At 55.0% G+C, this 13212-nt stretch carries 16 protein-coding genes and 1 pseudogene; 4 read left to right on the forward strand and 13 right to left on the reverse strand.

The window, feature by feature from the left end; genetic code table 11:
- Positions 1-229: 229 nt before the first annotated feature.
- The 10 genes from ACOTXF_RS22910 to ACOTXF_RS22955 all read right to left on the reverse strand — a co-directional run bounded on the left by ACOTXF_RS22910 (position 230) and on the right by ACOTXF_RS22955 (position 7219).
- Entirely contained in the window at positions 230-538 is a 309-nt protein-coding gene (locus tag ACOTXF_RS22910) for a hypothetical protein (protein ID WP_058842247.1), read from the reverse strand.
- A gap of 76 nt (positions 539-614) precedes the next feature.
- Complete coding sequence (locus ACOTXF_RS22915; RefSeq protein WP_024909891.1) at positions 615-938, reverse strand: hypothetical protein; 324 nt, start codon at positions 936-938, stop codon at positions 615-617.
- 2 nt (positions 939-940) lie between these two features.
- Positions 941-1663: a plasmid SOS inhibition protein A gene (locus ACOTXF_RS22920; RefSeq protein ID WP_058842248.1), complete on the reverse strand. Its 723-nt coding sequence runs from the start codon at positions 1661-1663 to the stop codon at positions 941-943.
- The gene (gene psiB / locus ACOTXF_RS22925) at positions 1660-2091 is read right to left on the reverse strand and encodes a conjugation system SOS inhibitor PsiB (RefSeq protein ID WP_058842249.1); all 432 of its coding nucleotides are present in this window, start codon (positions 2089-2091) and stop codon (positions 1660-1662) included. The genes ACOTXF_RS22920 and psiB overlap by 4 nt, the downstream gene beginning before the upstream one ends.
- 44 nt (positions 2092-2135) lie before the next feature.
- On the reverse strand, positions 2136-4190 hold the full coding sequence (locus ACOTXF_RS22930; RefSeq protein WP_059359238.1) for a ParB/RepB/Spo0J family partition protein: 2055 nt from the start codon (positions 4188-4190) through the stop codon (positions 2136-2138).
- A 69-nt stretch (positions 4191-4259) separates the two neighbouring features.
- Entirely contained in the window at positions 4260-4484 is a 225-nt protein-coding gene (locus ACOTXF_RS22935; RefSeq protein WP_032645552.1) for a DUF905 domain-containing protein, read from the reverse strand.
- Between the two features lie 162 nt (positions 4485-4646).
- The gene (gene ssb / locus ACOTXF_RS22940; RefSeq protein WP_058842251.1) at positions 4647-5162 is read right to left on the reverse strand and encodes a single-stranded DNA-binding protein; all 516 of its coding nucleotides are present in this window, start codon (positions 5160-5162) and stop codon (positions 4647-4649) included.
- A gap of 638 nt (positions 5163-5800) precedes the next feature.
- Positions 5801-6052, reverse strand: a complete 252-nt coding sequence (locus ACOTXF_RS22945) for a DNA polymerase III subunit theta (protein ID WP_058842241.1) — start codon at positions 6050-6052, stop codon at positions 5801-5803.
- Between the two features lie 198 nt (positions 6053-6250).
- On the reverse strand, positions 6251-6751 hold the full coding sequence (locus ACOTXF_RS22950) for an antirestriction protein ArdA (protein ID WP_058842240.1): 501 nt from the start codon (positions 6749-6751) through the stop codon (positions 6251-6253).
- A gap of 42 nt (positions 6752-6793) precedes the next feature.
- The gene (locus tag ACOTXF_RS22955) at positions 6794-7219 is read right to left on the reverse strand and encodes an antirestriction protein (RefSeq protein WP_058842239.1); all 426 of its coding nucleotides are present in this window, start codon (positions 7217-7219) and stop codon (positions 6794-6796) included.
- A gap of 525 nt (positions 7220-7744) precedes the next feature.
- Here ACOTXF_RS22955 and ACOTXF_RS22960 point away from each other — a divergent pair.
- Positions 7745-8050, forward strand: coding sequence for a chorismate mutase (locus ACOTXF_RS22960; protein ID WP_049017592.1), 306 nt, complete (start codon positions 7745-7747; stop codon positions 8048-8050).
- A 463-nt stretch (positions 8051-8513) separates the two neighbouring features.
- Here ACOTXF_RS22960 and ACOTXF_RS22965 read toward each other — a convergent pair whose 3' ends face one another.
- From ACOTXF_RS22965 to parM, 3 genes are read right to left on the reverse strand one after another with little or no spacing between them, the layout of a single operon-like run.
- Positions 8514-8744, reverse strand: coding sequence for a hypothetical protein (locus ACOTXF_RS22965; protein ID WP_049017591.1), 231 nt, complete (start codon positions 8742-8744; stop codon positions 8514-8516).
- 39 nt (positions 8745-8783) lie between these two features.
- The gene (locus tag ACOTXF_RS22970) at positions 8784-9446 is read right to left on the reverse strand and encodes a plasmid partitioning/stability family protein (protein ID WP_059359387.1); all 663 of its coding nucleotides are present in this window, start codon (positions 9444-9446) and stop codon (positions 8784-8786) included.
- 2 nt (positions 9447-9448) lie between these two features.
- Complete coding sequence (parM, locus tag ACOTXF_RS22975) at positions 9449-10420, reverse strand: plasmid segregation protein ParM domain-containing protein (RefSeq protein WP_080357195.1); 972 nt, start codon at positions 10418-10420, stop codon at positions 9449-9451.
- Positions 10421-10651: 231 nt separating this feature from the next.
- Between parM and umuD the strand changes: the two genes are divergently transcribed.
- The 3 genes and pseudogenes from umuD to ACOTXF_RS22990 form a co-directional block, all read left to right on the forward strand.
- Complete coding sequence (gene umuD / locus ACOTXF_RS22980; RefSeq protein ID WP_004152352.1) at positions 10652-11083, forward strand: translesion error-prone DNA polymerase V autoproteolytic subunit; 432 nt, start codon at positions 10652-10654, stop codon at positions 11081-11083.
- A complete protein-coding gene (locus tag ACOTXF_RS22985; RefSeq protein ID WP_004152351.1) occupies positions 11083-12354 on the forward strand; it encodes a Y-family DNA polymerase in 1272 nt (423 codons plus the stop codon). Before umuD ends, ACOTXF_RS22985 begins: the two co-directional genes overlap by 1 nt.
- 400 nt (positions 12355-12754) lie before the next feature.
- Positions 12755-13212, forward strand: a pseudogene (locus ACOTXF_RS22990) (protein RepA); the annotation flags it as partial.

Raw genomic sequence — 13212 nt, forward strand, 5'->3', positions numbered from 1 at the left:
CACGACTTCAAGGCGCTTTTCGAAGGGGTATTTTGGCTTTGACATATCAGGGACTATTCCATTTCATCGTCCAACAAAATGGGTGCAGTACAGGTTAATTGAAAAATTACTCGGGGCTTTCTGCTTTCTGCCACACAACACGGTAACAAACCACCTTCACGTCATGAGGCAAAAAGCCTCAAGCGCCACGTCAATTATATCGTTGCAGTATCCATTTTGACCAGGAATATCATTGGGATATAAACCGAACAAAGGCACGAATAAGCAGGCTGAACATGTAAAACATGACCGTCGCAGTAAACATGCCGAAGAGTATCGCCTGTGACACCTCCGGAAGCCCTGACCACATACTGTCGCTCCTGAACAGCAGGAATGAAAATACCGCACTGAGTCCAACAAGAGACAACAACTGCAGAATAAACCCCGGCCTCCGGGTTGTAAGGATACTACCGAGCAGATATCCATACCCAACGGCAATAACAGTTACTACAACGAACATTCTTAAAAAATGAGTAAACGCGTACTGAATATCTGTCATAACTCGTTTCCATCCTGAGTATCTTTAACTTATACCGGCGCCCGCCGGACCATCATAAAGGGATTATATAACTGATTTATTTCGGGGATATCCCACGAAAATAAGCAGGCCGGTCCTCCAGTTCCCTCTCGATCAGCTCGTCAGCAAATAGCGGGGCGATACGGTTCACTCTCGCTGTCAGATTACGGCGCCGGGCTGCAGCTTTCCTTTCCTCGCTCCAGCGCCGTATTGGTTTGTCGCCGGGAAAATCCACACACACCGCATACCCGGCTCCGGCAACCCATAAAGACATTATCGATTCCGGCGCTGACTGCCCGGCTTCAACTTCAGCCATCGCCAGCACCTCTTTCCCGGGACACGGAGAGGGTAATTTCCAGCGCAGTGAATATCGCCATTTCATGTTTATCTCCTGCAGGTCAGCTTGTTGGGTACCTGCCAGCGTTCACGTTCCAGAATATGCGCAGCCGATCCCCTGACAATAAAGCTGATTTCATGCATAACCTCGTACAACGGGGCATCACTGCAGCGCAGCCAGACAAGCTCGCTGAGTGAGGCGAATCGCGTCTGCCACTGCCAGAACGCCGGTTCCAGCTCGCTCGCGTCAAACTCGTCGGCCCACCGGCGATACCAGCTGAGAACGGTCTCCGGCGACTGGAAATTCAGCTCCGTCACCGCCTGCCCCAGCAGATTCTGCCGCAGTTTCCAGCCTTTCTCTTCCAGTCTGCCTTCCCGGCGCATTTTGCGGCTGAAGGCAATATCCTCACGCTGCTTCCTCCGTTCTGTCCGGGTATGCCGGACCTCCGGAAACAACTCTGCCTGCACATCCATATCCAGTGGCAGAGGGCATTTCTCACCGTGGCTTTCGATGAGGATATCGAGCGCTTCCTCCACCTGTTTCAGGCTGGACAGGCGGTTTTTGGGATCACGGTTTAGCCCCGGAATACACTGCGCCACAGTGCTGTTGATGCGACTGGAGCCTGTCAGCAGCCGCAGAAAGGTCCGGACATGTGGCATCGATGGCAGACGGGAACCGCGCTGGCGTGCTTCTTCCACGGACATAATGGCCTGCTGCGCAGCCTGACGCGCTGGTTTCAGGGTGACAAGGGCATGGGATGACGGGATCATTTCGCACTCTCCTGCGCCAGCGTGCTGATAATGCTGGCAAATGAGTATCCATCTGAATCGAGACACGCAATCAGCGCCAGCGTATGCGTAATCAGTTCCGGGTTAAAGCTGTCCATTGCGCGAACAACAGAGAACGGCTGACCGCCACGGGTGACAAAAATCACCATCCAGCGGGGGCTCAGTTCACCGGGGCTGCATACCGCCACATCAAAATGGCCGTGCAACGGAGAAAAACGGATCTGTACCGGGAAAAAGCCACCAAACTCACTCCGGTATTCCGCGTTCGCCGACCATCCGGATGGCGACGGCAGATCGCGCATTACGGCATGGCTCAGCACCCGGCGGAAGTCTTCCCCGGCAGCGCGATAGTCTTCCAGCTCATCGGCTGACATGGTTTTCAGGACATCAACGTTCAGGACAGTGTTCATTTACAGTCTCCTTTTAGCCGCCCCCGCAGGGGCGGCTTCCGTTATCAGGCAGCGCGTGCCGGGTTGTTTTCAGGGGCAGATTCAGACACAACGTCGGATTCAGACTGGTCCGGAGCCAGACTCAGATCAGGTTTACCGGACAACTGCTTCTCGTTTTCGGCGCAGGTCATCCAGTCGGGGATCCAGCGGACTTGCGTCAGGAAGTGCTCTGCGTGTTCAGCCGCATCCTTTTTCTTCATCTTCGCGGCATCGAGTGCCGCGCCAGTCAGCCCGGCCTCTGAGATGGACTGCACAATGTGTGGCTGCGTCATATGTGAGAAGAGATTGTCTGCTGTCGGTTTCCACCAGTCGCGCAGGTCAAAGTGGATAGCCGTTTCCAGCAGGTCCAGCGGGCTTTGATGTTTCCGGCCGAATTCATCTTTTTTCTGGACGCCGTCAATGGAGCAGGCCGTGCAGAACGTCATCAGCTCCATCAGGGTTTTGCCATCAAGCGAAAAGAAGCTCGTCATATCCTTACGCCAGTTTTCGGGCAGCAGGGCTTCAAGGCGTTCTTTCTCCGCCTGGATGGCCTGAAATGCGATACTGTTTTCACCGTCCGGCGCTTCCCGGGTCAGCGCGTAATGCGACACGCTCACGGAAATGCAGAACGGCTCTTTGACGGACGTCGTGGTATGGAAAACCGAGTTACACATTTTCCAGACCATCAGCGCGACGGCTTTCTGCGGCTGCTGTAACAGGGCTGCCTGAACCGCCAGTGTGCGTTCAGAAGAAAGGCGCGTCAGCAGCGGGACACTGACAGCGTCCAGCGGATCGACTTTTTCAGGTTTCTGATCGGTGGATGTCTCCTTCTCCTTTATTTTTTCATCGGCGCGCAGCACAACGCCGCGCTGCACCGTCGCTTCCTGACCGTTCCAGGAAACCACCACACCGGAGGTCTGCTTATCCTCCTCCGTCCATGCCCGGTGTTTTGCCCGGTGTGCGATGGTCTGCTGTTCTTCCCAGATCGCCTCCAGAGCTTCTGCCGCGACGTCATCACTCACGCCGGGATTCTCGTCTTCGTACTGCGCTTCCAGCGTTTCCAGCTCAGCAAGGCGTTCTGATTCTGTCTCAGAATATTCAATCGGCGGAACAGACTGCAGACGCCAGAGTTGAGCGTCCTTCCCGTAGTGAGAAACCGGCTCAAGACGGCCATCACACCATGCCCAGCCTTCCGCCTCACGCAGGTGCTCCGCGATATCCTGCAGTTTTTCCAGCAGGGCGGTATCGAGGGAGGCACTTTTTACAAACCCGCCCGTTTCGCTGCTGAACAGGTCAACGCGGATCTCTTCAGGACTGAAAGCCGCCTCTCCCACAAAGCGGAATTTGTTGCCCGTGGTGGAGACTTCTTCGGTGGTAATCAGGTCACGGATCGTGGTAACCGAGGGTTCGTTATTCCATCCACGTTTACGCGCGGCAGCCAGCACTTCGACCTGCCGGGTCTGATCGTTTTCCAGCGCCAGCGCCTGACAGTGTTCGGTGGTGATTTCATCCTTCGCCAGCGCGTCCAGAATTTCGGGAGCCAGTTCGGTCAGCTTCAGCATGCGCTGAACATGACGGGTACCGAACCCCAGTAAATCGCCAATCTGCGCGGGGGTTTTCCCCTGCTCTGCCAGCGTGCGGAACCCGGCGATCTGTTCAGACGGATGCATGGCCATCTGCTGTTCGTTCTCTGCCATTGATGCGGCGACGGCCAGTTCATCGGGCACCTTTTTCACCATCACCAGATATCCGGTACCGATACGGTTCTCATCCTGCAGCAATTGCAGGGCTTTCAGGCGACGACCACCTGCAGCCACACCACACAGCCCGTCAGGGAGAGAATGAACGACCAGATTCTGCAACAGGCCAAGCGCATCAATGGAGTCTGCCATTGACCGTACTTTCTCCACCGGATAAGGGATGGTTCTGACGTTCAGGGGAGATTTCACCAGTGCCGTCACCGGGACATACTCTATCGGTGCGGCATCGAGAGCCGCTTTCAGCGCTTCGGCTTCAGCAGCTTTAAGGGAATTTTTGCTGGTTTTCGGAGCAGTTTTTACCTTAGACTCAGTTGCAGACATAATTGATACCTCTTAGTTATTGATGAATGTCTGCCGGACAGCCCACCTGTCCGGCTTTTTTCTTACTGTTTACTGCTGTTTTCGGGTGCCGTAGCCGGAGATATAGCGGTTCAGCCAGTACCCGGCCCCGGCTTCAAAATTCCAGGCACGCCAGATCATTTCCCCCTCGCGACGCACAACCAGACGAAAATGCGTACCCTGATCGTCCTCGATAAACACGTTGGTATAGAACGCCACCACGCGATAAGCGTCCTGACGGGTGAATTCGCCGTCAGGTAGCACCGGGGTGGCGATGACGGGTGATACCGCGTTCGCGTTAAGCAGAGCGGCCAGTTCCAGTTCTTCCGCTGTTGGCGCCCGCTGAAGTTCAGGCTGGTTTAAAAAATCTTTCAGAGACTTGCTCATAAACAGTTCCTTATCAGGGCCCTGCCACCGCAGGGCCGGACAAACGGGTTATCAGTACGGGGCATCGTCATCCACAGGCAAATTCGACGGCGGTGGTGTAGTCCGGCTTTTACGTTGTTTTTTCGCCGGAGAAGTGGGTGCCGGAGACTGAGCGGGAGTCGGGGCAGCAGGTTCAGAGGACTGCGGCACGGCAGGCTGTGACGCTGGCACGTTGTCACGGCGTCCACCCAGCATCTGCATGGTGCCGTTGTTATTCACCAGAATTTCGGTGACATAACGGGTGACATTCTGTTCATCCTGCCAGGTGCGGGTACGCAACTGCCCCTCGATATACACCTGTGCGCCTTTACGCAGATATTCCCCGGCGATTTCGGCGAGCTTGCCGAACAGCACCACGCGGTGCCATTCCGTATTTTCCTTTTGCTCCCCGGTGGATTTGTCGGTCCACGTCTCGGACGTTGCCAGGTTCATATTCGCTACTGCGCCCCCGGAAGGGAGATACCGCACCTCGGGATCCTGTCCAAGATGACCAACCAGAATGACTTTATTGACGCCGCGTGCTGCCATGATGAATCTCCTTAATCCGTTGTTTTGCCTTTTAAAACCATCACCCGTTGAGTTGCCGGGGCCGCGGTTTTGACGTTTTGCGGGGACCTGCTGAACCTGCCCCCTGGTTGTTACCTTCACCCGTTTGAGAGCCGTTCGCCGCAAGGGCGTAAACGAGCACGGCCCGGCGCAGATGTCCGGGGTGAGCGGGAAATTTTTTTCGGTCTAATGGAGCCTGCGGAATGGCCGGGAAAAATTTATTGCGAAAGGTTTACCGTCCCTGGACAGCCAGGCGGGTTGTGCTTGTCTCAGCCCCGGCGAATGGACTCAAATGGGTGAAACGGCACCAGAGGAAAGGAGCAGGAACCCGCCGCAACGACGGAACGCGCGGGCGCGAAACGGCGTTGCCCCTCAGAGTGCCGGCAGTTTTATCGCCGGCACGGTGAAAGCGGCGCGACCGGAACGGTCGCAGCAAGCGCCGCCCTTGACCTTGACCTTGACCTCAGACATCAGACACTAGCCGTCAGGCACGAACCCGCCTGCGGGTTCGGCGGAGCCCGGCGGGTGCGAAGCAGCTGCCCTGGCGGAGTGTGGCTCGACGACTGGACAGCGCAGCTGGTCAGGAGCCGAAGGGGTCCAGATAAGGGGTTAGTTGTCTGTCAGTTGTTTTCTTCGTCAGCTTTCAGGTATTCAGGAGATCCGGCACGCGGTAGCTGCAGGCTGTTCTGCCGGTGAATCCGCAACCTCTCCCGGAAATAGTCGCGAAGAGACTCCGGCTGCTCACGCTCAACCATTTCGGGCACCACCGGCTTATTCATTCGTTCCTGCCAGGCGACGGCTGCGGCAGCTTTATCGACAGAAACTTTGTCCTGATCTTCTTTTGAGAATGCAGCAATATTCCACTGAGACACTGGCTTTATCCGGTTATTCAGAAAGGGAAAACCAATTTTACCCCCTGAACGCTTTCCCGGCGACCCGCAACGGTGAGGAAGATGCGCGGCGCCGCAGGCGCGGCGGAACGCCTCACCGGCAGGCGTAGCCTGCCAGGGTTTTCGCGCGGCCGGACCTGCCTGCGGTGCCGGCAGAGGTTCCCCCCTGCCCCTCCCGCCTCAGTTGTAAAAAACAAACCCGTCGATGTACACGTAGCCGCTGCTGAACAAATCGCGTGCGTAAGCCTCATAATCGAAATAGCACCGCAGGGATTCAGGCATCTCATTCAGCAGACCGTGTTCCTCCACAAAGCCATAAGCAAAATCTTCCTCACTGTCAGCCTCTCCGTAATACGCCGTATCGAAGGCGTCATAATCGCATTCACCGGTATATTCTGCCCAGGCTACAAACGCGCCGGTTCGCCCTTCTTCCTGTGCCTGCCTGAAGGCCGCAATATACTCCCAGTTCACGGAGGATTCAGACGCAAACTGAGACGGGATCCCCTCCCGGTCCTGAAACATAAACTCGGGGTCGTCCTCGCCGGCATGAAGCTCACGACACGCCTTCAGAAATTCGTCTTCGCCGTCAAAATCCGTCAGATCAAGCCATTTCCCGTAAATGCTGCCGCAGTTGTATTTGTGGTATGTCCCCACGTACACCGCCGGTGATGTAGCGTTCATTTTTAGCTCCTTAAACGGGGCGCCAGGCGCCCCGGCGTGGTATCAGTCCAGGGCAGCACAAATAGCGGCACATTCGTCATGGGAGCTGATGAAATTCCACAGACAGGACTCCTGCACCATCAGGTGGCGCGTCAGGGCAACATCACCGCGCTCATAGTGCAGCCAGATACGGCGGTTGATCGCCAGCGCCGTAATAATGATCCCTGCCGCATCCGCACTGACAGAACGATCAAACCAGTTATCCGGATTAGTCAGATGGAAACGATCACCGTCCGGCATCATGTAGCCGCCCCCCTCCGGAATACGGATGAAATGCCAGAATCCTCCGCAGTAATCGGTGATGTGTTTCTCAGCGAGCGCATAGACCTGCATCTCTGCGGCCAGAAAATCTGTCCCAAATAATTCAGGCAGGAATGACAGGCGATCGGACTCTTCAACATCCAGCGCGGTTTGACAGACGTGATACATAGCAACCTCCACAGGTTAATAAGATTGCGGCACCGGGTTGTGCCGTGCCGACACGACAGCCCGGCGGAAAGCGGAAGATGCAGGGGCGACACCGGAGGCCGCAGCGCAGATAAAGCGCGAAGCTGGTCTGAACGGTTTTCGAGCGAAACCTGAGCGAGAAAACGACGGGAAGAACGGCGAGCATCATAAAATAACTGCGACCGGGCGAGGATGGCGGCGTCAGCGAACCCTTGTATCTGCAGCGGCCGGGCTAAAGTGAAGGCACGGCACTACCCGTCGCGATGCAGGAGGCTGAATACAAGGTTTCTCTCCCCCGTTTTTCGACCGCAGGAGAAAAGCGGAAGCAGATGTCGCAACGCGACAGGCGCAGCAATAAGGCCACAGACCGAAGGGATGGGGCCGGGTGAAGCGGAGCCGACGGCAACAGCAAGCCGGCGACATCCTCAGCACCCGGACATACACACTGGTTCAGGACTGAATATGGTGTATCCTGATAAACCCACGTACTAGTTTAAGAGTTCAGCAATGACGTTCACTACGATTGAAGAGGTCAGAAACCGAATCGACCAGTTAGACAGAGAACTGGTTAACATCATCGCCCGGCGTGCCGAATGTGTTAAAGCTGCAGCGGCATTCAAGACGGATCATTCCGCCGTCCGGGCTCCCGATCGCGTGCAACAGGTCATCGACAGGGTTCGCAGGCAAGCAGCTGAGGCCGGGCTTTCAGAAGTGATTATCGAGAAAATCTACCGGACCATGATAAGCGCATTTATTGAGTATGAGCTTGAGCAACATGACCAGCTTCGGCATACCGCAGCGAAGACTGACTGAGCCGGTCTGCCTGTGGCAGCCGAATAACGGAAATGCAAGCTGTCGTTTTTACCCGTTCTGGTAGCTGTTAAGGGTGATCGGTTATGAGAAAATCACTGACGCAAACGGTTTCGTTGGTTTTAACCGTTTTAGACACATTCTGTATCGCTGTGATGGCGTTGCTGTTTATCATTTTATTCTTTACGTCTCCTCCCCTGTGGAGACGTTTTTTTTTCCGCGCTTTCCCCGATGTTTGAAACTCCCCCCTCGGATAAATAGCCTGCACCTGTCCACAGCGCTGGTACCCTAACTCTGTGGATAACCTGGAGTCAGATCGCTGCAGACCGCGTATCCATGGGAACACCACGGCATGGTCATTTTTTACGCAAGCAATTTCTATCTGTGAGCCAGCAACCTGAGGTGATAAAGCAGAAATGCGCGGTGTTACACAGGAAGCCGGGGCGGCTTCCCGTGAGATGAGTCGTTACTGGATATCAGTTTTGTCACCGATCAGGGAAATGCCAGCGTACATCCCGGCTCCCCATACAACCTGTGAAAGCACAAATACCCACAACGGAGCCCCGACAAACAACAACGGAAGAAGACAGGCGGTGACGATCAGAATCAGGCGGCGGCCATACTTACGGCGTTCTGCCTCTGATGCGTCAACGGGGGCCCCGGCAAATCGCAAAACCTTTCTGATACCAGGGACCACTGGAACCTCCGCAAAACAAACAGGATGTGATTCGTAATATTAGTCACCGAATGCCCGTCGCATATTTTTCTTTATCCAGGTCGCTTCACCGGTTACCGGTGCGGCAGGCTGTGCTGGTTTCTCCGGTACTGCAGCCTTACTCACGCCAGCCGTACCGGCCATCTGCTGAACCAGAACCTGCAGCTCGCTGACCGTGCCGGGCGGTACCGGCATGCTGGCCAGCAGACGCGGCAGCTCCGGCGCGGTCGTATGCAGGGCCAGACCGGTGATAATCAGGTTTCTCAGCAGCTCTCCGCGCAGGCGCGATGACACCCCCGTCAGCACACGCTCAACCCGTTCACTGCTCCGGTCATCCAGAAGCGTCAGGGTGTAACGCCGGCGCTGGTATTCCGTATCCGGTGACATGGCCAGAGCCGCCACGCCACCATCAGGCTCATCAGGAAGTCCTGAGAGTGAAGACCATGTGCCGGCGACCAGGGCCATCATGGCGCAAAGCCGGATGGCGCTCAGATGCCCGTCAAAGAACACCGGGATCAGCGCCGGTAAACGGGCATCCGTCTGGTACATCACCGCCCCGGCGGTGGCGGCGGTCCGGATGAAGTCACCGCGCAGGGGCTGTGAGATGGTGCTGATGGTCGCCATCGCCGCGATGTCGGTGCGATCGTCGCTGTGCAGATAGAAAGAATACTGGCCGTCCGGCACGTTTAGTCCTCTTTATTGTAAAGGGCAATCTCTCTGGCCAGCGCCAGCTGCGGATCGCCTATAACCTCGATACGGTCAGGAGCCAGAGGCCAGGCCTGACGGATAGCCTCTTCAATGAGGGATGCCCCTCCCCCGACCAGGAATACCCGGTTAACGTTCCTGAAGGCCGTCAGCTCACTGGTGACACGCGCGCCCAGGGAAGTGATTGCCTCTGTAATTTTGTTCAAAACATCGTCGATTTTTCCGGCATCGTTGATCACACGCTGCAGATACTGACGATCGTTGCGGTTGCGGATGACCGTGTCAGCAATAAGCGCGCTGGTTTCGCTGTCTGCCGCCCGCAGCGCGCCTGCAGCTGCGCGGGTGACCTGTGACACGCCGACAGACGGATTGCCGTGTACCGCACTGATATCGTCAAACTGTCCGACAATCACGCCGGCATCGAGCGTGGTTCCGCCGAGATCGATAATCAGGGTGGTCTCTGCGGTTCCGGGCTTCAGCTCCGCGAGACGGGAGAACGCCGCCGGCAGTGATTCCGGCATCACCTTCACGTCCGTTACGGTAAATGCCCTGCCCTTATTCAGAACCAGCTCACGCATCAGGTTTTCCCGTTTGCGTCGGATGTTCTCCTCGTTCCGCTGGCAGTCCCCGTCATAATACTCGCTCAGAGGCAGCGTCACGGTCAGGCTCACCGGCTGCGGCTCAAGTCCGCTGTTCAGCAGCGCATGATGCACGGCCAGCAGGTTGAGATCACCGTACTGATATTCCACGTTTGTTGTCGGGATGGCATCCCGGCTGACGCTGTCCCAGGTGTATTTCAGCGTGCCCACCTGATAGTTGAACGTTGCAGCACTGAATTCCGCCACTTTCCAGCCATGCCGGAAGGAGTTAGCAGAAACCCGGGTCTGCAGCTCGTTTCCTTCAAACCATGCCAGCTTAACATTAGTTGAACCATCATCGCAGTAAATATTCATCATTATGCTCCGTCAATTACACTCAATTTGATACATATTATAAGAGCAAAATGAAAAAATAAAAGCCTTATTTCTCATTATGAGTAAAACTGATGAATCAAAATGATATTAATGAACATTTTGAGTAATTTATGTTACTCATACTGTTCATGTCGCAGGCGATCTGGATTATCCTCACGCTGTTAAATATACTGTATGTATAACCAGTATATTTAGACATCAGGAGGAAAGATGAAACTGCAGCTTTTCAGCACCGGGAAAGAACTCCCGCCACAGGCCCATCCGTTGTTTGCAGACCTGGCCAGCTGCGGTTTTCCCAGCCCTGCAGCTGACTACGTCGAGTCTGACCTGGATCTCCATGATTACTGCATACGGCATCCGAGCGCGACTTACTACCTTCGCGCCAGCGGTGACAGTATGTCCGACGGCAGCCTTTACAATGGCGATCTGCTGGTTGTGGACTGTGCCGAGAAGCCCCGGCATGGCGATATTGTTGTGGCCAGCGTGCAGGGGGAGTTTACGGTCAAACGGTTGCTGCTGACGCCACGACTGACGCTGCAGCCCATGAACGCCGCCTGGTCGCCGATTTATCCCGACCCGGACGATCTGGATATCTTTGGCGTCGTCACGCACATCATCCACCGCCCGAGGGAGATGTACTGATGTTTGCCCTGGCCGATGTGAACAGCTTTTATGCCAGCTGCGAACGTGTTTTCCGCCCGGATTTGAAAGGAAAGCCGGTTGTGGTGCTCAGCAATAACGATGGCTGCGTAATCGCGAGAAGTGCCGAGGCAAAGCCCTGGATCAAAATGGGTACGCCGTGGTTTCAGATGAAAAACGAAAGATACCCGGAAAAAATATACGCGTTCTCCAGCAACTATGAACTTTATGCATCCATGTCGGCGCGCGTGATGAGCTGCCTGGAGGAACTGGCTCCGGGGGTGGAACAGTATTCGATTGACGAGATGTTCCTCGATCTGACCGGTGTGGAGCACTGCATGGACCTGGAGGACTTCGGCCGGCAGCTGCGACAGCACGTGTATGACTGTACCCGTCTGACCATCGGTGTGGGCGCCGGACCAACGAAAACCCTCGCAAAATCAGCCCAGTGGGCCTCAAAGGAGTGGAAACAGTTTCGTGGTGTGCTCGCACTCACCCGGGGGAATCCACAGCGAACGCGGAAACTGCTTTCACTGCAGCCGGTCGAAGAGATCTGGGGCGTGGGAAACCGTATTGCACGCAAGCTCAATGTTCTGGGCATCAAAACCGCGCTCGATCTGGCCCTGACGAACCCGGCCTTTATCCGCAAAAATTTCTCCGTAGTCCTTGAGCGAACGGTACGCGAACTGAACGGGGAAAGCTGCATGTCGCTTGAGGAAGCCCCGCCAACAAAGCAGCAGATCGTCTGCAGCCGCAGTTTTGGAGAGAAAATCACGGAGTACGATTCGCTCCGCCAGGCTGTCTGTCAGTACGCAGAGCGGGCCTCAGAAAAGCTGCGTAAAGAGCGCCAGTATTGCCGGCATATTTCCGTATTCATCAAAACGTCTCCGTTCGCCGTTAAAGAGCCTTACTATGGCAACGTGGCCACGGAGAAACTGCTTACCCCCACTCAGGACACCCGGGACATCATTGCGGCCGCCACAACGGCTCTGGAGCGTATCTGGAAGGACGGGCACCGGTATGCCAAAGCCGGTGTGATGCTGAATGACTTCACCGGCTCCGGTGTTTCGCAGCTGCAGCTGTTCGACGAACGTCCTCCACGTCCTCACAGCGCTGAGCTGATGAAGGTTCTCGATGGCATTAATCATTCCGGGCTGGGACAGCTCTGGTTTGCCGGACGAGGGATAGCGCCATCATGGCAAATGAAACGCGACATGCTCTCCCCTGCGTACACCACCCGCTGGAAAGATATCCCCATAGCGAGGATCAGTTAAATTTCGCTTTTCAGAGAGAGCCAGTAGTGCTCGCCGCAGCCGAACGACAGGGCGAAGCCCGCGAGTGAGCGAGGAAGCACCAGGGAACTGCACGGATAAATTCTGCTTACGCTCGAAGTTAAATGGACAACTTATCCAGTTATCCACCGGGCAGATCCAAATATCTGATCCAGCAAAGATCCATATAATGATCCAAACAGATCCCGGTACGTTGAAAACCGCGCCATGCATAGGCTAACAGCCATTTCATGTGTTTATAAGTCGGATATTTGTGTTTGTAAATCGGTATTCTGTGTTTACAAAGCGGATATATGTGTTTATAAAACGGATTGCGCGTGTTTATAAATGGGATTACGCATGCTGTGTCTGTGGATGATCCTTTAACTGTGGATAAGTCCTTATGTATAAGAAAAGTGTAGATCTATCACTTGAATCGGTTCTCGTAGAAATCGATGAAAATAAGAAGCTCATGCCTTCCAGAAACGCTACTGTCCAGCCTGTAGCTTTGATGCGCTTAGGTCTGTTTCTACCTTCCTTAAAACGAAAAGGAAAGGACACAGAAAATATCAGTATTGATGCGAGTAGCGAACTTCAAAGCTTAGAGTTGGCAAGAGCCGAAGGTTATACAGACATCCGTATTACCGGCCCACGACTTTCGATGGAGACTGACTTCAAGGTGTGGGTTGGCATCATTCTCGCGTTTTCGAAATATGGCTTAAACAGCAGCACCATTGAACTTCCATTCAGCGAGTTTGCTACATTCTGCGGGTTTAGCTCAAAGGACAAAGATAAAGGACTCAGAACGCGCTTGGCCGACTCTCTTATTCGTCTTCGCAGCACAACTATCAAGCTTGCCTC

Source organism: Enterobacter cloacae complex sp. IR53041 (genome assembly GCF_049238285.1).
In the GTDB taxonomy this organism is placed as follows: Bacteria; Pseudomonadota; Gammaproteobacteria; order Enterobacterales; family Enterobacteriaceae; genus Enterobacter; species Enterobacter roggenkampii.

Bases quoted from the DNA above. Each gene is read 5' to 3' on its own strand.
- psiB (WP_058842249.1), bottom strand. From the start codon at position 2,091: ATGAACACTGTCCTGAACGTTGATGTCCTGAAAACCATGTCAGCCGAT.
- ACOTXF_RS22960 (WP_049017592.1), top strand. From the start codon at position 7,745: ATGACGTTCACTACGATTGAAGAGGTCAGAAACCGAATCGACCAGTTA.
- ACOTXF_RS22920 (WP_058842248.1), bottom strand. From the start codon at position 1,663: ATGATCCCGTCATCCCATGCCCTTGTCACCCTGAAACCAGCGCGTCAG.
- ACOTXF_RS22950 (WP_058842240.1), bottom strand. From the start codon at position 6,751: ATGAACGCTACATCACCGGCGGTGTACGTGGGGACATACCACAAATAC.
- umuD (WP_004152352.1), top strand. From the start codon at position 10,652: ATGAAACTGCAGCTTTTCAGCACCGGGAAAGAACTCCCGCCACAGGCC.
- ssb (WP_058842251.1), bottom strand. From the start codon at position 5,162: ATGGCAGCACGCGGCGTCAATAAAGTCATTCTGGTTGGTCATCTTGGA.
- ACOTXF_RS22930 (WP_059359238.1), bottom strand. From the start codon at position 4,190: ATGTCTGCAACTGAGTCTAAGGTAAAAACTGCTCCGAAAACCAGCAAA.
- ACOTXF_RS22910 (WP_058842247.1), bottom strand. From the start codon at position 538: ATGACAGATATTCAGTACGCGTTTACTCATTTTTTAAGAATGTTCGTT.
- ACOTXF_RS22955 (WP_058842239.1), bottom strand. From the start codon at position 7,219: ATGTATCACGTCTGTCAAACCGCGCTGGATGTTGAAGAGTCCGATCGC.
- ACOTXF_RS22915 (WP_024909891.1), bottom strand. From the start codon at position 938: ATGAAATGGCGATATTCACTGCGCTGGAAATTACCCTCTCCGTGTCCC.
- parM (WP_080357195.1), bottom strand. From the start codon at position 10,420: ATGAATATTTACTGCGATGATGGTTCAACTAATGTTAAGCTGGCATGG.
- ACOTXF_RS22985 (WP_004152351.1), top strand. From the start codon at position 11,083: ATGTTTGCCCTGGCCGATGTGAACAGCTTTTATGCCAGCTGCGAACGT.